Origin of the sequence: Janthinobacterium glycogeni (assembly GCF_051380725.1) — a bacterium.
Taxonomy (GTDB): Bacteria; Pseudomonadota; Gammaproteobacteria; order Burkholderiales; family Burkholderiaceae_D; genus Janthinobacterium.
This window is the reverse complement of record NZ_JBNYXP010000017.1, coordinates 53,127-70,580: the sequence shown is the minus strand read 5'-3', so window position 1 is coordinate 70,580 and position 17,454 is coordinate 53,127. Positions and strand designations below refer to the sequence as shown.

General features: G+C 62.2%; 14 protein-coding genes. 8 read left to right on the top strand and 6 right to left on the bottom strand.

The window, feature by feature from the left end:
* Positions 1-58 precede the first annotated feature (58 nt).
* A complete protein-coding gene (locus ACQ4W4_RS25885) occupies positions 59-742 on the bottom strand; it encodes a pentapeptide repeat-containing protein (RefSeq protein ID WP_436544396.1) in 684 nt (227 codons plus the stop codon).
* A 353-nt stretch (positions 743-1,095) separates the two neighbouring features.
* Between ACQ4W4_RS25885 and alaC the strand changes: the two genes are divergently transcribed.
* On the top strand, positions 1,096-2,313 hold the full coding sequence (gene alaC, locus ACQ4W4_RS25880) for an alanine transaminase (RefSeq protein WP_436544395.1): 1,218 nt from the start codon (positions 1,096-1,098) through the stop codon (positions 2,311-2,313).
* A gap of 100 nt (positions 2,314-2,413) precedes the next feature.
* Here the strand turns inward: alaC and ACQ4W4_RS25875 are convergent, their stop codons facing one another.
* Positions 2,414-2,626 carry a hypothetical protein gene (locus ACQ4W4_RS25875; protein WP_436544394.1) on the bottom strand — a complete coding sequence of 71 codons (213 nt, stop codon included), beginning with the start codon at positions 2,624-2,626 and terminating at the stop codon, positions 2,414-2,416.
* 48 nt (positions 2,627-2,674) lie between these two features.
* Here ACQ4W4_RS25875 and metE point away from each other — a divergent pair, with 48 nt between their 5' ends.
* Together metE and ACQ4W4_RS25865 are read left to right on the top strand one after the other, a co-directional pair.
* Positions 2,675-4,963 (top strand): 5-methyltetrahydropteroyltriglutamate--homocysteine S-methyltransferase, encoded by a 2,289-nt coding sequence (gene metE / locus ACQ4W4_RS25870; protein ID WP_436544393.1) that lies wholly within the window; start codon positions 2,675-2,677, stop codon positions 4,961-4,963.
* A 239-nt stretch (positions 4,964-5,202) separates the two neighbouring features.
* Positions 5,203-5,709, top strand: coding sequence for a hypothetical protein (locus ACQ4W4_RS25865; protein WP_436544392.1), 507 nt, complete (start codon positions 5,203-5,205; stop codon positions 5,707-5,709).
* Between the two features lie 149 nt (positions 5,710-5,858).
* Here ACQ4W4_RS25865 and ACQ4W4_RS25860 read toward each other — a convergent pair whose 3' ends face one another.
* Positions 5,859-6,047, bottom strand: coding sequence for a hypothetical protein (locus ACQ4W4_RS25860; protein ID WP_326459692.1), 189 nt, complete (start codon positions 6,045-6,047; stop codon positions 5,859-5,861).
* A 137-nt stretch (positions 6,048-6,184) separates the two neighbouring features.
* On the opposite strand from ACQ4W4_RS25860, the gene ACQ4W4_RS25855 reads away from it, so the two are divergent.
* Positions 6,185-7,291, top strand: coding sequence for a transketolase-like TK C-terminal-containing protein (locus ACQ4W4_RS25855; protein ID WP_436544391.1), 1,107 nt, complete (start codon positions 6,185-6,187; stop codon positions 7,289-7,291).
* Here ACQ4W4_RS25855 and ACQ4W4_RS25850 read toward each other — a convergent pair.
* Entirely contained in the window at positions 7,276-7,755 is a 480-nt protein-coding gene (locus tag ACQ4W4_RS25850) for a MarR family winged helix-turn-helix transcriptional regulator (RefSeq protein WP_326459694.1), read from the bottom strand. The two genes, ACQ4W4_RS25855 and ACQ4W4_RS25850, sit on opposite strands and share 16 nt — an antisense overlap.
* 133 nt (positions 7,756-7,888) lie before the next feature.
* Between ACQ4W4_RS25850 and aceE the strand changes: the two genes are divergently transcribed.
* Both aceE and gstA read left to right on the top strand, forming a co-directional pair.
* A complete protein-coding gene (gene aceE / locus ACQ4W4_RS25845; protein ID WP_436544390.1) occupies positions 7,889-10,564 on the top strand; it encodes a pyruvate dehydrogenase (acetyl-transferring), homodimeric type in 2,676 nt (891 codons plus the stop codon).
* 18 nt (positions 10,565-10,582) lie between these two features.
* Positions 10,583-11,224 carry a glutathione transferase GstA gene (gene gstA / locus ACQ4W4_RS25840; RefSeq protein WP_436544389.1) on the top strand — a complete coding sequence of 214 codons (642 nt, stop codon included), beginning with the start codon at positions 10,583-10,585 and terminating at the stop codon, positions 11,222-11,224.
* A gap of 22 nt (positions 11,225-11,246) precedes the next feature.
* On the opposite strand, the gene ACQ4W4_RS25835 is transcribed toward gstA, so the two are convergent.
* On the bottom strand, positions 11,247-11,837 hold the full coding sequence (locus ACQ4W4_RS25835; RefSeq protein ID WP_436544388.1) for a cohesin domain-containing protein: 591 nt from the start codon (positions 11,835-11,837) through the stop codon (positions 11,247-11,249).
* 34 nt (positions 11,838-11,871) lie between these two features.
* Positions 11,872-14,118, bottom strand: coding sequence for an SGNH/GDSL hydrolase family protein (locus ACQ4W4_RS25830; RefSeq protein ID WP_436544387.1), 2,247 nt, complete (start codon positions 14,116-14,118; stop codon positions 11,872-11,874).
* 440 nt (positions 14,119-14,558) lie between these two features.
* On the opposite strand from ACQ4W4_RS25830, the gene ACQ4W4_RS25825 reads away from it, so the two are divergent.
* Together ACQ4W4_RS25825 and ACQ4W4_RS25820 are read left to right on the top strand one after the other, a co-directional pair.
* Positions 14,559-16,148, top strand: coding sequence for an aspartate:alanine exchanger family transporter (locus ACQ4W4_RS25825; protein WP_436544386.1), 1,590 nt, complete (start codon positions 14,559-14,561; stop codon positions 16,146-16,148).
* 373 nt (positions 16,149-16,521) lie between these two features.
* The gene (locus ACQ4W4_RS25820; RefSeq protein WP_436544385.1) at positions 16,522-17,319 is read left to right on the top strand and encodes an ankyrin repeat domain-containing protein; all 798 of its coding nucleotides are present in this window, start codon (positions 16,522-16,524) and stop codon (positions 17,317-17,319) included.
* Positions 17,320-17,454: the final 135 nt, after the last annotated feature.

Here is a 17,454-nt window from a genome sequence, read left to right as displayed (position 1 = left end):
GTTGCGGCAACCCGCTTCTACCGCAAGCTTGCTTTTAAGAACGGCAGTGGGTCAAGGCTTAGATCACCACCAGATCGAGCGCGCGCATGAAGTTGGCCGCCTGCGCATGCGTGATGACGGCGCCTTTCAGCAAGGACGCTTCGCTCAATTTGAAACCGTCGATATCGGCGCCGCGCAAGTCCGCGCCCTGGAACTTCGCCAGTTTGATGGTGGCGTTGCGCAAGCTGCCGCCTTCGAAGACGGCGTCGCGGAAGTCGCAGCCGGCCAGGTAGGCGTCGGAAAAGTCCAGTTGTTTGAGTATGGCCTTGCGGAAGGAAAAGCCGCGCAGGTCGGCGCCCACCAGCAGGCTGTCTTCGAAGGTGAGACCCAGGTGGGCCACTTCCTCGAACGAGGCGCCCGTCAGCTTGCAGCCGCGGTAGGTGGCCGAGGCCAGCTTGGCGCGCCGCCATTTCGTGTTGTTCAGGTCGCAGCCTTCAAACGTGGCGTCGACGGCGTCGACGGATTCGAAATCGGCGCTGCCTGCGCGGCAGCGGCGCCATGTGCTGCGCCCCAGCTTGCTGGCGAACAAATTCGTTTCGGCAAAGGTGCAGCGCTCGAACGTGCAGCCCTGCAAGTCGAGGCGCGACAGGTCTTCGCCGTCGAAGGCGCAATCGATGAAGTGGCGCACCGGCAGGGCCAGCTGTTGTTCCATGCTGGCGCGGTCCAGGGTCATGCCGGTTGCTGCGGTATCGTGTGTTGCCATCCGTTTTAATTCCTAATCAAAGCAGGGGAGGGATGGCGCGGCGGAAAAATGCACGAACCAGAACACCTCACCGGCTGGTGTAACAGCCAAGGGTCAGCGCCGTGGGTCCGCGTGGGCGGGAGCATGCCGGACGGTGCCGGGCACTTACCGGGTTACCAACCGGTGCGCTCATTTTCGATCAGCGCGTATTGTAGCCTGTCCGAATCGGCCTTGCCAATGTCGGCAAAGCCGGGTTAGTATCTTCTCAGGCGCACTTGGAGCCTATCTCGGCAGATAAATACATCCCCTGCAGAGATAGGCTCTTGCGCCAACGTCGCTCGGACGGATCCGGGCGCTTACGTACAGAGATAACCATGACCGACAGCCAAGCTCCGCGCAGCTTTTCGCGCATCAATCGCCTTCCCCCCTACGTTTTCAATATCACCGCCGAGCTCAAGATGGCCGCGCGCCGCCGTGGCGAGGACATCATCGATATGTCGATGGGCAATCCCGATGGCGCCACGCCGGCGCACATCGTCGACAAGCTGGTCGAGACGGTGAAACGTCCCGACACGCACGGCTATTCCGCCTCCAAGGGCATTCCCCGGCTGCGCCGCGCGATTGCCCACTGGTACAAGAAGCGCTACGAGGTCGACATCGATCCGGACAGCGAAGCCATCGTCACCATCGGCTCGAAGGAGGGCCTGGCCCATCTGATGCTGGCGACCCTGGACCGGGGCGACACGGTGCTGGTGCCTAACCCCAGCTACCCGATCCACATCTGGGGCGCCGTCATCGCGGGCGCCGACATCCGCTCCGTGCGCATGGGGCCGGGCGTGGATTTCTTTGCCGAACTGGAACGCGCGATCCGCGAAAGCTATCCGAAACCGAAGATGATGGTGCTGGGTTTTCCATCGAACCCCACCGCGCAATGCGTGGAACTGGAGTTTTTCGAGCGCGTCGTCGCGCTGGCGAAGCAGCACAATATTTTAGTGGTGCATGACCTGGCGTATGCCGATATCACCTTCGATGGCTGGAAGGCGCCGTCCATCATGCAGGTGCCCGGTGCGCGCGACGTGGCCGTCGAGTTTTTCACCATGTCGAAAAGCTACAACATGGCGGGCTGGCGCATCGGCTTCATGGTGGGCAATGCGGAACTGGTGGCGGCGCTGGCGCGCATCAAGAGCTACCACGATTACGGCAGTTTCACGCCCGTGCAAGTGGCTGCCATTGCCGCGCTGGAAGGCGACCAAAGCTGCGTGACGGACATCTGCGCGCAGTACCAGCGCCGCCGCGACGTGCTGGTGAAAGGCTTGCATGAAGCGGGCTGGATGGTGGAAAAGCCGAAGGCGTCGATGTACATCTGGGCGCACATCCCGCAAGCTTACCGTCACCTGGGCTCGCTGGAATTTGCCAAGCTGCTGCTGCAAAAGGCCAAGGTGAGCGTGTCGCCCGGCATCGGTTTCGGCGAATACGGCGACGAATACGTGCGCTTCGCCCTGATCGAAAACGAGGCGCGGGTGCGGCAGGCGCTGCGCGGCATCAAGAATATGTTGCGTTCCGGCGACGGAAAGACGGAAGCGTCAGCATAAAAATTGCCGCATGGAATTGTTTGTTGCCCCTAATATCACTGCGGCGTATTTCTGACATCACGAATATAAAGTGGTTTTATATGCTGCAACGCGGCATCATTCATCTGTCTCCTCTATCTTCCTCCAAGGAAATAGATTCAGCCCGCTCCCGCAGCGGGCTTTTTTTTGCCTGTCGTTCTGGTTCCGGGTGCCGGCCGGCACGCGCGGCGAACGAGGCGCTCACTTCGCGCGGCACGGCCTCGTGCATACATTCAAACATGGTTTCACATGAATAAAAATAATGGATGTATGAGGTTTTACCATAATTTTTCATGGATGAAAGCCTCTATGATGACTCCATACTTCACCAGGAGGCACTACCATGACCGTCACGACACACAATCTGGGCTACCCGCGCATCGGCGCCAAACGCGAACTGAAATTCGCGCTGGAAGACTACTGGAAGGGCCAAAGCAGCCTGGACGCGCTGGAAGGCCATGGCGCCGAATTGCGCCAGCGCCACTGGCAAGACCAGCACGCGCTGGACCTGGCGCCCGTGGGCGACTTTTCCTTCTACGACCAGGTGCTGGACCTGAGTTTCACCTTGGGCAACCTGCCGCAGCGCGTGCGCGGCCTGGCAGGCGCCGCCCTCGACAACTATTTCCGCGTGGCCCGCGGCCGCTCGGCCAGCGACAGCGATTGCAGCTGCGTCCACGCCGGTGAAATGACGAAATGGTTCGACACTAACTATCACTACATCGTGCCGGAATTTTCGGCCGAGACGCAATTCAAGCTCGACAGCAGCCGCCTGCTGCGGCAACTGGCGCAAGCGCGCCAGCTCGGCGTGAAGGCCAAACCCGTGCTGATTGGCCCTGTCACCTATTTGTGGCTGGGCAAGGCCAAGGATGATTCCGACAAGCTGGCGCTGCTGCAAGGCTTGCTGCCCGTCTACGTGCAATTGCTGCAGGAACTGGCGGGCCAGGGCGTGGAATGGGTGCAGATCGATGAACCGATACTCGTCACGGAACTCGACGGCGCCTGGCAGCAGGCCTTCGTCACGGCCTATGATGCCTTGAGCAAGGTCAATCACGTCAAGCTGCTGCTGGCCACGTATTTCGGCAAGCTGCAAGACAATTTGGCGCTGGCGTGCAAGCTGCCCGTGCAGGGGCTGCACCTGGACGCGATCAATGCCCGCGATGAGGTGGATCAAGTGATCGGGCAATTGCCAGCGTCCAGCGTGCTGTCCCTGGGCGTGGTGAATGGCCGCAATATCTGGAAGACGGATTTGACGCAAGTGCTGGCATGGCTGGAACCCGTGCATGCCAGCCTGCAAGGCCGGCTGTGGATTGCCCCGTCGTGCTCGCTGCTGCACGTGCCCGTCGACCTGGCCAGCGAACAAAAGCTCGACGCCGATATCCTATCCTGGCTGGCCTTCGCCCGCCAGAAGCTTGATGAAGTGCGTACCATCGCCGGCGCCCTGAACAAGGGCCGCGCCTCGGTGCAGGCGGCGCTCGATGCCAATCATGCGGCCGTGCAAGCGCGCCGCCAGTCGAGCCGCGTGCACAATCCCGATGTGAAAGCGGCCGTGGCACGCATAGCCGCAAGCATGGGCCAGCGCGCGAGCGCTTATGCGGAGCGTGCCGTCAAGCAAGCTGCGCTACTGCAACTGCCGCTGTATCCGACGACGACCATCGGCTCTTTCCCGCAGACGGCGGAAATCCGCCAGGCGCGCAGCACATTGCGCAACGGCCAGCTCGATGCCGCCAGTTACAAAAAACTGATGCAGGCGGAAATTGCCCATTGCGTCCAGGAACAGGAAACCCTGGGTCTGGACGTCTTCGTGCACGGCGAGGCGGAACGCAATGACATGGTGGAATATTTCGGCGAACAGCTTGACGGCTACGCCTTCAGCCAGTTCGGCTGGGTGCAATCGTACGGTTCCCGTTGCGTGAAGCCGCCCATCTTGTTCGGCGACATCAGCCGCCCCCGCGCCATGACGGTCGAATGGAGCACCTACGCCCAGTCGCTGACGGACAAGCCGATGAAAGGCATGCTGACGGGTCCCGTCACGATCCTGAACTGGTCCTTCGTGCGCGATGACCAGCCCCGTTCCGTGTCGTGCTACCAGCTGGCGCTGGCCATGCGTGCCGAAGTGCAGGACCTGGAGCGCGCCGGTATCCGCGTGATACAGATCGATGAAGCGGCGCTGCGCGAAGGCTTGCCGCTGCGTCAATCCCAGTGGGCCGAGTATCTGGGCTGGGCCGTGGAGTCGTTCCGCATCACGGCCAATGGCGTGGCCGACGAAACGCAGATCCACACGCATATGTGCTATTCGGAATTTAACGACATCATCGCGCAGATCGCCGGCATGGATGCGGATGTGATCACCATCGAAACGTCGCGCTCGGACATGGAATTGCTGGACGCCTTCGATGATTTTAATTACCCGAACGAAATCGGCCCCGGCGTGTATGACATCCACTCGCCCAACATTCCGAGCCAGGAACAGATGGTGACATTGATGCGCAAGGCGGCCCAGCGCATTCCCGCGCGGCGCCTGTGGGTCAATCCCGATTGCGGCCTGAAGACGCGCGGCTGGAAAGAAGTGATTCCCGCGCTGGCCAACATGGTGGCGGCCGCGAAAACCTTGCGCGGCGAGAACGTGACCTAAGGATGGAGGAGGGGCGGGGAGCGCGTTATGGCTGAGATATAGCGGCATCGTATTTCTATCATCACAACATGCAATTGGATAATGATGCTGCGATGCGGCATCATTCACCTGTCTCCTCTACTTCCTCACAGGAATTAGATTCAGCCCGCTCCCGCAGCGGGCTTTTTTTTGCCCGTTTTCATCGGCTTATCGCTTAACATACCTTCACGTCATCCTGCCCTCATGAAGAAAGCCCACTGATGAATCCTCTGTTCCGCGCCGCCGGCGTGCTTGCGCTGATGGCGCTCGGTGCCTGTTCGGAGGAGCGGCACCCGCTCGACCGGCATCTGGCCCAGTTGCGTCCGGGCACGCTCGCAGCGCTGCCCGATGTGGGATGGCCGGCCGGCACGGTGCTGTGCCCGCTGACGCTGTATCAGAGCGAGCTAGGCGACTCGGCGCCGCATGCAGATCGTGTCAACGCGTTCCTGAAGCAAAAGCAATTCCTGGGCGATGAGGGCCACTGGTCGCTCATCGTCGTCAAGCCGTTGCCAACGGGAGACGCCGGCATCGAGAAATTGTTGTTCCAGGGTGCCGACTATGATGTGCTCAATGATCCGCAAGTCATCGCGCGCGATGCCGAGACAGTGCCGCCAGGGTTTGCGTTGCGGACTTGCGTAACCGTCGAGCAAGCCCGCGTGCTGGTGACGCGCGAACAACGATCGCATCGAAAACGCATTATTTTTGGAACGACTTGGATGAGATATTGATGAAACCTATTTCTATCATCACAACATGCAATTGGATAATGATGCTGCGATGCGGCATCATTCACCTGTCTCCTCTACTTCCTCACAGGAATTAGATTCAGCCCGCTCCCGCAGCGGGCTTTTTTTTTGCCCGCGTCCTGCGCGATGCGCTACAGCACATTCGCCGCCACGGCGGAACTGTAGTTGCGTGCCAGCGCCGCGATGATGGCGGCCAGCGCCTGCGGGTTGTCGGCACTGCCGAAGTGCGCGGCATACAGCGTCTTCGCCGCCTCGACTTGCGCATGCGTCAGTTTCACGGCGTAGGCCATGCGCACGGTTTCAGAATTGTTCAGTGTCATTTTTCACCTTGAAGGCAGGAGATTCGGTTGGCTTTTACGTCCCTTGCTCGCGCATAGGATTGCAACTACAATGATTGCATTTGCAATCGTATAGGCAATGTCTGCCTTGCGCAAGCGATACGGAAACAGGAGCCGCCATGCATACTCCCCCTTTTATTTCCCATTCTCCACTGCCAGGTGGCGAAACGGGCCGCGCCGCCCATGCCTGCATGAGCGCGCTGGCGCCAGAGTCGGGCTTGCCACTGGCACATGCTTCGCCGCGCCGTGCGCTGGGCACCATGGTGCCCAGCCTGAAGCAGGGCGGCGCGGTGGTGGCGCGGATGCGCAAGGTGGACGCGCAGGCGCCGCCCTTATCGGACGGCGACGCGTGGGACGTGGGCGCGTCCGCGGGCGCCTGGGCTGTTCGCTATCGCCACGCTGCGACGCAGGCGGAAAAGCCGCTGCTCTACCTGTGCAGCGCAGCCTCGCTTCCGGCATTGCGCGCGTTGCTGGTCGAATCGGGTGAGCGCGGCATCGTCTGCAGCGATGCGGAAACGCACGCCTCGCGCTGGCCGAAGGGCGTGCAGCCCGCGCTGCCCGCCTGGCTGGCCGCGCAGCACAATTGCATGCCGTTCGACCCGGCGACGGGCGAGGAAGTGCGCGCCATCCTGCGCTCGGCACTGGAAACACTGTACCTGGAACAGCAGTCAGGTTATTACTATCTGGCCACGCATGATGACGATACGGATGTGGTGGTGGCGCCCCTGTCGGCCGCCGATGCGGCAGCGGCCAGCCTGGGCATGTACCGCGTGTCGCCGCCGGGTCCGGCGCCATGCCGGGTGCGCCTGTGCGGGGCGGGCAGGATGCTGGCCGTCGTCGCCGCTGCCGCCCGCCTGCTGCAGGAAGACTGGGATATCGTCGCGCAAGTGTGGAGTTGCCCCAGCTACACGCGCCTGGCGCGCGATGCGCAGGCGGCAGAGCAGTGGAACCTGCGTCACCCGCGCGCCACTCCAAGACTGGCCCATGTGCGGCGCTGTCTCGATGACAACACCGCACCCGTCATCGCCGTCACCGGCTACGGGCAGCACATCGCGGGGCAGATCGGCGGCCATGTGAGCGGGCGTTTCATCGCTGTCGGCGCGGATGCCATGATGGAGGTCAGCGCGCCATGGCTGGCCGTCACCGCCTTGAAGGCCTTGGCCGACGATGGTGCGCTGCCGCTGCAGTTCGTCGAATACGCGCTGCGGCGTTACGCCTTGCTCTGAGCTGCATCGCGTGCCGCCTCGGCGGCGCGGGCCAGGGCGGCGCTGAAGTCCTGCTGCTCGCCGCCGGTAAATTGCGCCAGGAACAGGTCGGCTACGGTGGCCTGGTACACGGCCCACATCTTCTTGCGCAGGACCTTGCCATCTTCCGTGATGGACACGAAGGCGGCGCGCCCGTCTTCCTGCGAGCGCGTGCGCGTCACCAGCCTGTCCGTTTCCAGCTTGTCCACCAGGCGCGTCAGATTGTAGCGTTCGATGGCCAGCGCATCGGCCAGTTCGTGCATGCGGCGCGAACCGTCCGGGCCGCTTTCGAGCCCCCACAGCACGTCATACCACGCATACACGGGCAGGTCGGCTGCCGCCAGGCGGCGCTCGATCTCGCGGATCATCAAACGGTGCGTGCGCACGAACGCAAACCACAGGTCGGGCGCCGTTGCGGACTTGCTTGCGGACTCAGTTGCAGACATCGGTATTCCTCCAGAACGATCACAGTTGCAAATGCAATTATAGCGCTATACAATGGCCGGCATAACGATTGCAAGTGCAATGATTGCAACGGCAATCGATCGTGACGATGAATGCCCACCCCAGGAGACTGCCATGACCCCACCCCTCGCTGTACCCGATATCGATCCGCAGGAAACCCAAGAATGGCTGGAGGCGATCCAGGCCGTCGTCGCCGTGGAAGGGCGTCCGCGCGCCCACTACCTGATCGACCGGCTGGTCGATATCGATGCCGCGCAGCACGGCGGCATGCCCGGCCGCGTCACCACCGCCTATACCAACAGCATCGCCACGGCGCGCCAGCCCGCGTATCCGGGCGACCTGGCCATCGAGCGCCGCCTGAATGCCTACATCCGCTGGAACGCCATGGTGATGGTGCTGCGCGCGGCCAAACACTCGAACGTGGGCGGCCACATCGCCACCTACCAGTCGGCGGCCGTGCTGTACGACGTGGGTTTCAGCCATTTCTTCCGCGGCCAGACGGCGCAGTTTTCCGGCGACCTGGTCTACATCCAGGGCCATTCCGCGCCCGGCATCTATGGCCGCGCCTATCTGGAAGACCGCATCACGGAAGCGCAGCTGGACAACTACCGGCGCGAAGCGGGCCGCGAGGGCTTGTCGTCGTATCCGCATCCCCGCCTGATGCCCGATTTCTGGCAATTCCCGACGGTATCGATGGGCCTGGGGCCGCTGACGGCCGCCTACCAGGCCCGTTTCATGCGCTACCTCGAGTACCGTGGCTTGAAGGAGCACCAGGGCCGCAAGGTGTGGGCTTTCCTCGGCGATGGCGAGATGGACCAGCCAGAGTCCTTGGCCGCCATTGCCCTGGGCGGCCGCGAGCGTCTCGATAACCTGATCTTTGTCGTCAACTGCAACCTGCAGCGCCTCGACGGTCCCGTGCGCGGCAACGGCAAGGTCATCCAGGAACTCGAGGGCACCTTCCGCGCGGCGGGCTGGCATGTCATCAAGGTCATCTGGGGCAGCGGCTGGGATGCCTTATTGCAGAGCGACACCAGCGGCTTGTTGCGTCAGCGCATGATGGAATGCGTGGACGGTGATTACCAGACCTTCAAATCGCAGAATGGCGCGTATGTGCGCGCGCATTTCTTTGGCAAGTATCCGGAACTGCTGGCGCTGGTGGCGCACATGACGGATGACGAGATCTGGCAGCTGACGCGCGGCGGCCACGATCCCGAAAAAGTCCACGCGGCCTACGCGGAAGCCATGCGCACGCAGGGCCGTCCCACCGTGATCCTGGCCAAGACCGTCAAGGGATTCGGCATGGGCGAGGCGGGCGAGGGGCAGAATATCAACCATCAGTTGAAAAAGATGAGCGCCGACGCCGTGCGCGCCTTTCGCGACCGCTTCGCCTTGCCCGTCAGCGATGCCCAGCTGGAAGACATGCCGTATCTGAAGCCGGCGCCGGACAGCGAGGAAGCGCGCTACTTCGCCGCGCGCCGGGAACAACTGGGCGGTTACATTCCCGCCCGCAACAGCAAGGTGGCGCCATTGCCCATACCGCCGCTGTCCGCGTTCGCCACCCAGCTCAACGATAGCGGCGAGCGGGGCGCGTCCACCACCATGGCCTTCGTGCGCATCCTGGGCACCCTGCTGAAAGACCCCGCCTTGAGCAAGATCATCGTGCCCATCGTGCCCGACGAATCGCGCACCTTCGGCATGGAAGGGCTGTTCCGCCAGATCGGCATCCATTCCTACCTGGGCCAGCTGTATACGCCGCAGGATGCGGGCCAGCTCAGCTATTACAAGGAAGCGAAGGATGGGCAGATATTGCAGGAGGGAATCAACGAATCGGGCGCGATTGCCTCCTGGATCGCCGCCGGCACGTCGTACAGCAACCATGGCCTGGCCACCGTTCCGTTCTACATCTTTTATTCCATGTTCGGTTTGCAGCGTGTGGGCGACCTGGCTTGGGCGGCGGCCGATGCCCGCACGCGGGGATTCCTGCTGGGCGCCACCTCGGGACGCACGACATTGATGGGGGAGGGACTGCAGCACGACGATGGCCACAGCCATGTGCTGTCATCCGTGATTCCCAACTGCATCTCCTACGATCCCACCTATGCCTACGAGCTGGCCGTCATCATCCACGACGGCATGCGCCGCATGTTTGCCGAGCAGGAAGACATTTTTTACTACATCACCTTGCTCAACGAAAACTATCCGCACCCGGCCATGCCGGCAGGGTCCGAGGCGGGCATCTTGCAGGGCCTGTATCTGCTGCAGGAAAGCCCGGCAGCAGCCACGGCAGCCGCACCGCGCGTGCAACTGATGGGCAGCGGTTCCATCCTGCGCGAAGTGCTGGCCGCCGGCGTGCTGCTGCAGCAGGATTTCGGCGTGGCGGCCGACGTATGGAGCGCCACCAGCCTGACGCAAGTGCGGCGCGACGGCCTGGCCGTGCAGCGCTGGAATATGCTGCACCCGGACAGCGAACCGCGCGTGCCGTATATCGCGCAATGCCTGGCCGGCCGGCAAGGCCCCGTGGTGATCGCCACCGATTACATGAGGATCGTGGCCGACCAGGTGCGTCCGTTCGTGCACGACCGGCGCTTCATCGCCCTGGGCACGGACGGTTTCGGCCGCTCCGATACGCGCGAATCCTTGCGCACCTTCTTTGAAGTGGACCGCCATTTCATCGTACTGGCCGCTCTGACGGCGCTGGCAGACGGGGGCCAGCTGCCACGCAGCAAGATTGGCGACGCCATCGCCCAATACGGCATCGACGTGGGAAAAATCGATCCCGCGTCCGTGTAACTTTTCAGGAGACTGATCATGAAATTGTATTACGCAACGGGAACGTGTTCCCTGTCACCGCACATCGTGGCCATCGAGGCGGGCATCGCGCTCGAGCTGGAAAGAGTCGATATTCGCAGGATTCCACGCGTCACGGAAACGGGCGCCGATTATGCGCAGGTGAATCCTAACCTGTACGTGCCCGCGCTGGCGCTGGACGACGGCACCATCTTGCTGGAAGGCACGGCCATCGTGCAATACCTGGCCGACCTGGCGCCGGCCAGCGGCCTGGCGCCGCCGCCGGGCTCCTTGGCGCGCGTGCAACTGCAGTCGTGGCTGGGCTTTATCGCCACCGAGCTGCACAAGGCCTACAGTCCCTGGCTGTTCCACCCGGAATACGGCACGCAGGCGCAGGACGTGGCCCGCTCGCGCATCGCCGCACGCCTCGACTATGTGGAACGGCAACTGGCGGCCGGCGGGCCGTATCTGCTGGGCGAGCGCTATTCCATCGCGGATACCTATCTGTATACCATCCTCGGCTGGTCGGCGCATGCGAAGGTGGACTTGTCGGCCTTCCCGAAAGTGCGGCGCTTGCTCGAGCGCGTCGGTGAGCGTCCCGCCGTGCGCGAGGCGCTGCGCGTGGAGGCGGAAAGGCAGGGGACGAGCCCGGCAGCAAGCTGAGGCAAGAGGCGGGGCGCGCGCATTATCCCTGTGGCGGCAGGTGCGCAGGGCGGCGCCGCACCATCCAGGCCATGCCCAGCAGCATGGGCGCCAGCAGCGCCAGCGTGCCCGGTTCCGGGACCACGGCGATCGGCGCGGGCAACGGCGCAGCGAAGGCGATGTCGGCCAGGTTCGAATCGAGCAGGATGATGTCCGACAGCTTGAGCGTCGCGATGCCGCTGGCGTTGCGTGACCGGAACTCGATGCCCGCCAGGGCGCCGGTGCCGTTCACGCCGGGCAAGTTGTCGGTCAGCGTGCCCAGCGTGAACGAGATGCGTCCCGCCACATTTTCTATCGTGCCGGGAGAGAAGATGGCGGGGCCGCCGACGGACAGCAGGCCGCCATCGGCGACACCGGTGGCCGAGAGCAGCCTGGGATCGAATGACAGGTCGAACTGAAAGGCGAACAGGTCGGTGGCGTCATGGATCACGATGTTGACGCCAAAGCTTTGCTCATGCGACACGAACAGGGTCTCGGGCTCGATGTCGATGATCGGGGCGGCACTGGCGTGGACGCTACAGGCCAGCAAGGCGCCCAGGGCCTGGAGGCAAATCGATGTCAGTCGGGTGGCCATGTCGTGCTCCTCTTCAGGTCAGGATTGGTGTGGATCAAAACGGGCAAGCGGCGCCTGCCGGCAGCTTGTGCGCGATCATGGCCAGGTCCCGCACATCGACCACGCCATCGTTGTTGACGTCGCCGTTCAGCCGGGGGCCGCGCTGTCCCAGCCTGAGACGCACCAGCGCCACGTCGGCACAGTTGACTTCGCCAACCGTGATGCGCAGCGCGTGGTTCTGCTCGACTAACTCTCCGCGCAAGATGAGTTTGCCGGGAAGCAGGGGCAGGCGCAGCACGCCCGGCACGGGCGAGATGCCACCGCCCGCGCGCAGGATGTCGGTGCTGTCGCCCGGCCGGAGCGTGACGCCGGGCGCCAGCGTCACGTAGATCTCGCCCTCCAGCTCCGCGCCGGCCGCGACCTCGAGCCGCGTCGGGTTGCTGCTGGAAAAGGCATCCGGCAGCTGGATCTGGCCGTTCAACGGCAGGAACAGGTCGCCCTTGATCTGGCGTATGCCCCGCAGCCGCAATACGCCGTTGTTGACGAACTGGGCTTGCAGCGTACCGCCGGTATAGTCGAAGGTGCCGTTGTTGTAGATAAAGAGCGCGCTCAGGGCGCCGCGCGCCAGCGTGTAGGCGCTATGGCCGCCGCCGATCGACAGTGTGCCCTCGAAGCCGCTGAGGATCGGTCCCTTGGCTTCAATCTGGTGGCTGCCGCCATTCTGGATGAATACGCCAGTGCCATCCATGCCCACCCATTCTTCGTTGCTAGCCAGGATGCCCTGGTTCAAGGTGTAGCTGCCGACACCGCCGACGCCGTAGCCCAGGGTCAGGCGGCGCAGCACCTCGTTGCTGCCATTGTCCTGCGTAAAGCTGCCGCTGCCTTTAAACCCCAGGTCCGCCACCTCGGACCTGAGCGTGGTGTCCACGCCGTCGAGCACGTAGGTACCGGAACTGCCCGTTTCCGCACCGAGCAGCAGGGTCGGCGCGACCATGGTTCCGCCGGTCTGTTCCAGCCGGCCCTTGCCGCCTATGCCGACGACGGTCAGCATGGCTTCCAGGTCCGCCTGCGCGCGCAGCGTCATGGTGCCGGTGCCGCTGGCGTCGATCCTGAGGTCGAGCAGCTGGGCCGGCGCGGCTGCGCTGTCGCGTGTTACGGTCCGGTCGATATCGTCATGCTGCAGCAGATACACCGTACCGCCCGTCGGCTGGACCGTGCCGCCCGGCCCGTCCGGGGTTGCGGACCAGTTATTGCCGTCTTCCCAGAAACCGCTGCCATTGATCCAGTAATGCGTATTGCTTGCGAAAAATGCCTGCAGGGCGACGAACCAGGCGGGTGCCAGCTTGTCGTAGCCCTGCTGGGTGGCCGGATGGGTGCCGTCCGTGTAGTCCGCCAGCGTCAGTTGCGGGCCGGCGTCCACAAAGTGCGTATTGTTGTACTGCAATGCCAGCGTGCGGGCATTGTTGTTGTAGTCGCCATTGTATTTGTTCAGAATGTATTCGCCCAGCAAGCGGAGGGCAGCCGCGTACTCGCTCGCCGTCAGGACGGCATCGCCGTCCGCATCAGCCGCTTTGAAGATACTGCCCAGGTCAGGGTTTAATTTCTTGCGGTTCAGGAAAGCTTTTACCGCGCTGGTGAACTTCGCCTGATCGACCGCGCCGCTTTGGCCGCCGACTATTTCAAACGAGAGTCCTTGCGATTGCAGGTAATCGAGCAGGGTATGCGTTACCGTCGGCCCGGTGCCTTCGAGGGGATAGCCGATCGGCGGGATGGACGAGACAAAGATCTCCACCTTCTCGCCGCGGTCCTGGTAGTCCTGGTTGATTTTCCTGATCAGCGTGTCAAGCCCGCCAGCCAGGGCGACCAGGCCCAGGGCGCCGAGACCGGAGCGGACGTCGACTTGCCTGAAATCGTTGGTGCCGGCCATCAGCAGGATGATGGCCGGATGGAAGGTGTTCCATGGTGCCGTGCCGGAGATATCGGCGAGCGTGGCGCCTACCATTCCTTGATGGGCAAGGTCGTCTCGCGGGTTGGCGGGGTCTAGTCCGGCGCTGCCGACGTAGTCGATTGCCTTGCCGGCCGCGAGCAGGTCGGCGCGCAGCTTCAGCCGGTAGCTGCGCTCCGGCTGCAAGGGATAGCCGGCCGTGAGCGAATCGCCCAGCGGCATCACTTTGATCAGCAGTGGCGGCTCCTGCGCGCAGGCGAGCGATGCCGCGCCCAGCCACCACAGCAGGAGGAAGGTGCGCAGGATCTGCCGTAGCCATGAAAACCGGCTGGCTTTGCGTGGGGAAGTGCGGGGCATAAATCCTCCGGGCGGGCTGCGTGGCGTCGACGTGGCGGGCAGTCCGCCGATCTGCCGGGCTGCCGCGCCAGGCCGAACTACGCAAATCATGTGCCATGCGCCGCAAGTATCTGATTTTTAAAGGTGTTTCTTTGGTTTAACGGACCAGCCCGGAAGGAATGTAAAAAAATCCGGCTTCGGGAACCATAGCTGCTGGGTAAGATATTGATAAAGCATATTTCTATCATCACAACATACAATTGGATTTATATGTTGCGACGCGGCATCATTGCACCTGTCTCCTCTACTTCCTCACAGGAATTAGATTCAGCCCGCTCCCGCAGCGGGCTTTTTTTTGCCCTTTTTACGCTGCCGGTCGCCGCACACGCTTGCTTGTCAACGAGGTATGGTGTTGCTTTTGTGCATGCTAAACTGGGCCTTCCCCAGACCAAGGTTGCCTGATGCTTCAATTATTTCGCCACACGCTGGAGTCGACGCCCATCCTCGCCCTGTTTCTCGTCATCGGCGCCGGTTATGCGCTGGGGCGCATCAGCGTGTTCGGCTTTTCGCTGGGTGTGGGCGGCGTGCTGTTCGCGGGGCTGGCGCTGGGCGCCTTTGCTCCCGGTGCCGTGCCGCCGCCCATGGTCGGCTCCATCGGCTTGCTGCTGTTTCTGTATGGCATAGGCGTGCAGTACGGCGTGCAGTTTTTCGCCGGCTTGCGCGGGGCGGGGCAGAAACACAATCTGATCGCCTTTGCCGCCGTCATGGGCGGCCTGGCCGTCTCCGTCTGGGGCGGGCAGTGGATCGACATTTCGCTGCGCATGGCCAGCGGCGTGTTTGCCGGCGCCATGACCAGCACGGCCGCGCTGCAGGCGGCGCTGGAAGCGTCGCACGGCAATGGTGACGCGGCCGTCGGCTATGCCGTGGCGTATCCGTTCGGCGTTGTCGGCCCCATGCTGGGCCTGTACCTGGCGGGGCGCATCTTAAAACCCGTGCTGACGCCGCCGCCGGCGCCCATCGTCGTGTCGGAAATTACCATCGATGAAGCGAAATTGGCGGGCGCGGCCCTGTCCGAACTGGCCGACGGTCCCCTGGCGGGCGTGCAAGTGATCGGCGTGCGTCAGGGCCACCAGAATCGCTTGCCCGATCCGGGCCTGGTGCTGGGCGTGGGCGACGCGCTGATGGTGTCGGGCACGGTGGCGGGCGTGGAGGCGGCGCGCACGGCGCTGGGCCACCTGGATCCGGGCCGCCTGATGAAGGACCGCAGCGCATTCGACGGCACGGAAGTGTTCGTGTCGGACGCGGAAATCGTCGGCGTGCCCCTGGGCGAGCTGAACCTGTCCAAGGATTTTCCCTTGCAGATCGCCTTCATCCGCCGCGGTGACGCCATGATCCTGCCGCACCCGTTCCTGACGCTGGAATTCGGCGACCGGGTGATGGCCATCGCGCCGGCGAAACATGCGGCCGACGTGCGCAAGCTGTTCGGCAATTCCATCACGGCTACGGCCGAGTTCAGCTATGTGTCGCTGGGCATGGGCATGGTGCTGGGCGTGCTGCTGGGTCTGGTGCCGATACCGTTGCCTTGGATAGGCTCGTTCATCCTGGGCCTGGCGGGCGGTCCGCTGGTGATGGCGCTGATCCTGGGACGCCTGGGCAGGGTGGGCAAGATCAGCTGGCGCCTGCCGCTGTCGGCCAACCTGGTCATGCGCAACTATGGATTGACGATCTTCCTCGCCTCCGTCGGCATGGCGTCGGGCTTGCCCTTCGTACAGCAGGTGGGCGCCGATGGCTTGCCCATGCTGGCGCTGGGGGCCGTGACGGTGCTGGTGGTGGTGGCTCTCGTCGTGATCCTGGGCAAGGTCTTCCTGCGCCTGCCGTTTCCCGAGTTGCTCGGTATCGCGGCCGGCGCTACGGGCAACCCGGCCGTCCTGGTGTTCGCCAACCGCCTGGCCAGGTCGGACCGCCCGAACCTCGGCTATGCGATGATTTTCCCCAGCATGACCATCGTCAAGATTGTGGCCGTCCAGGTGCTGCTGCATTTGTATGGGTGATTTCCTGTATGAGTGGATCTGCCAAGTACGCCACACTGCTATTCTTTGATACTTTCCTTGAGTGCGCCTACAAAACAGTTGCGCTTCTCGACCACAACTTCCGTCCTGTAGTCTTATAAAGAACGGTTCCTGGTTTTATGTAGTTCAGATAACTTCGGATTCGGCCAACTTGGGATCTGTTTATCGTGTGACTGCAAGTGACGCCCCGGTTCATATGGAAGCGGCAAATTGACACTGCCAGCTTTGCGGTGGACACGTGCGCGGGAATTGCGTAAAATGCAATAATTCCCTGTGCAATGATTTACTGATGGACTCATTTTGGCAGTGGTAATGATTCGCCGTGCGGATGTCAAATAAAGGAAAAATAAAATATATGAATGTCTTGAATATAAAGTCAGTTTTCGTCGTGCTGCTGTCGTGCTTGGCAATGTTTGTCTCGTCTACCGTTTATGCAGGCGACTCACTTGATAATGACCTCAATGAGGCGGCATACAAGGGCGACACCAAAGAAGTGGTACGACTGCTGCAGCAAGGGGCGCACGTTGATGCTGCCAACAAGTACGGGGCACGCGCCATTGATTTCGCAGCCATGCGCGGCTATACAGAGATGGCCAGGATATTAATCGATGCTGGAGCCAATATCGAGCAAAAAAGTGGGAAGTACGAAAATACTGTCCTCATGCATGCTGTTGAAAAGAAAGGCAGCCTGGAGATTTTGCAGATGCTGATTGCGGCTTCTGCCAATGTGAATGCTACTGACAAGGCTGGCAAGACAGCATTATTTGGAGCCTGTTATAGTGGAAATGCGGAAGCGGCCAAGCTGTTGTTGGCAGCCGGGGCGAAAGTTGACCATGCAGATAACAATGGCATACAGCCTATCCATTTTGCTGTGGATAAGGGATATGAGCGTAGCCACACCTTGCAACACGAACAGGTTGTTAAAGTATTGCTGGATGCTGGCGCAAAGATCGATGCCCAGGATAAGAATGGCTGGCAACCTATCCACTATGCTGCGGACGGAGTAAATGTCTCGCTCGTGAAATTCCTTATTGAATCCGGTGCGGATATTAACGCTCCGTCCATCGACGGTTTGACCCCATTGCAAGTCGCTAAAAGGCGCGATGTGTGGGGACGTGTTTATCGGGCCATGGATGAATTGCGTGTGAAATAGAAATGCGTGTGCTGTTCCCGCCACCCATGAAGAAAGAAGAATCGGCTTGGCGGTCGGTGTGATACCGCTGAGTTTTTAATGTTGCCGCCAGGTCGGCGAATCGATGGATAGGCTGGCATGGCACTGGATGGCTCC

Coding starts and splice junctions, on each gene's coding strand:
- ACQ4W4_RS25885 (WP_436544396.1), bottom strand. CDS start 742: ATGGCAACACACGATACCGCAGCAACCGGCATGACCCTGGACCGCGCC.
- alaC (WP_436544395.1), top strand. CDS start 1,096: ATGACCGACAGCCAAGCTCCGCGCAGCTTTTCGCGCATCAATCGCCTT.
- ACQ4W4_RS25875 (WP_436544394.1), bottom strand. CDS start 2,626: ATGAAAAATTATGGTAAAACCTCATACATCCATTATTTTTATTCATGT.
- metE (WP_436544393.1), top strand. CDS start 2,675: ATGACCGTCACGACACACAATCTGGGCTACCCGCGCATCGGCGCCAAA.
- ACQ4W4_RS25865 (WP_436544392.1), top strand. CDS start 5,203: ATGAATCCTCTGTTCCGCGCCGCCGGCGTGCTTGCGCTGATGGCGCTC.
- ACQ4W4_RS25860 (WP_326459692.1), bottom strand. CDS start 6,047: ATGACACTGAACAATTCTGAAACCGTGCGCATGGCCTACGCCGTGAAA.
- ACQ4W4_RS25855 (WP_436544391.1), top strand. CDS start 6,185: ATGCATACTCCCCCTTTTATTTCCCATTCTCCACTGCCAGGTGGCGAA.
- ACQ4W4_RS25850 (WP_326459694.1), bottom strand. CDS start 7,755: ATGTCTGCAACTGAGTCCGCAAGCAAGTCCGCAACGGCGCCCGACCTG.
- aceE (WP_436544390.1), top strand. CDS start 7,889: ATGACCCCACCCCTCGCTGTACCCGATATCGATCCGCAGGAAACCCAA.
- gstA (WP_436544389.1), top strand. CDS start 10,583: ATGAAATTGTATTACGCAACGGGAACGTGTTCCCTGTCACCGCACATC.
- ACQ4W4_RS25835 (WP_436544388.1), bottom strand. CDS start 11,837: ATGGCCACCCGACTGACATCGATTTGCCTCCAGGCCCTGGGCGCCTTG.
- ACQ4W4_RS25830 (WP_436544387.1), bottom strand. CDS start 14,118: ATGCCCCGCACTTCCCCACGCAAAGCCAGCCGGTTTTCATGGCTACGG.
- ACQ4W4_RS25825 (WP_436544386.1), top strand. CDS start 14,559: ATGCTTCAATTATTTCGCCACACGCTGGAGTCGACGCCCATCCTCGCC.
- ACQ4W4_RS25820 (WP_436544385.1), top strand. CDS start 16,522: ATGAATGTCTTGAATATAAAGTCAGTTTTCGTCGTGCTGCTGTCGTGC.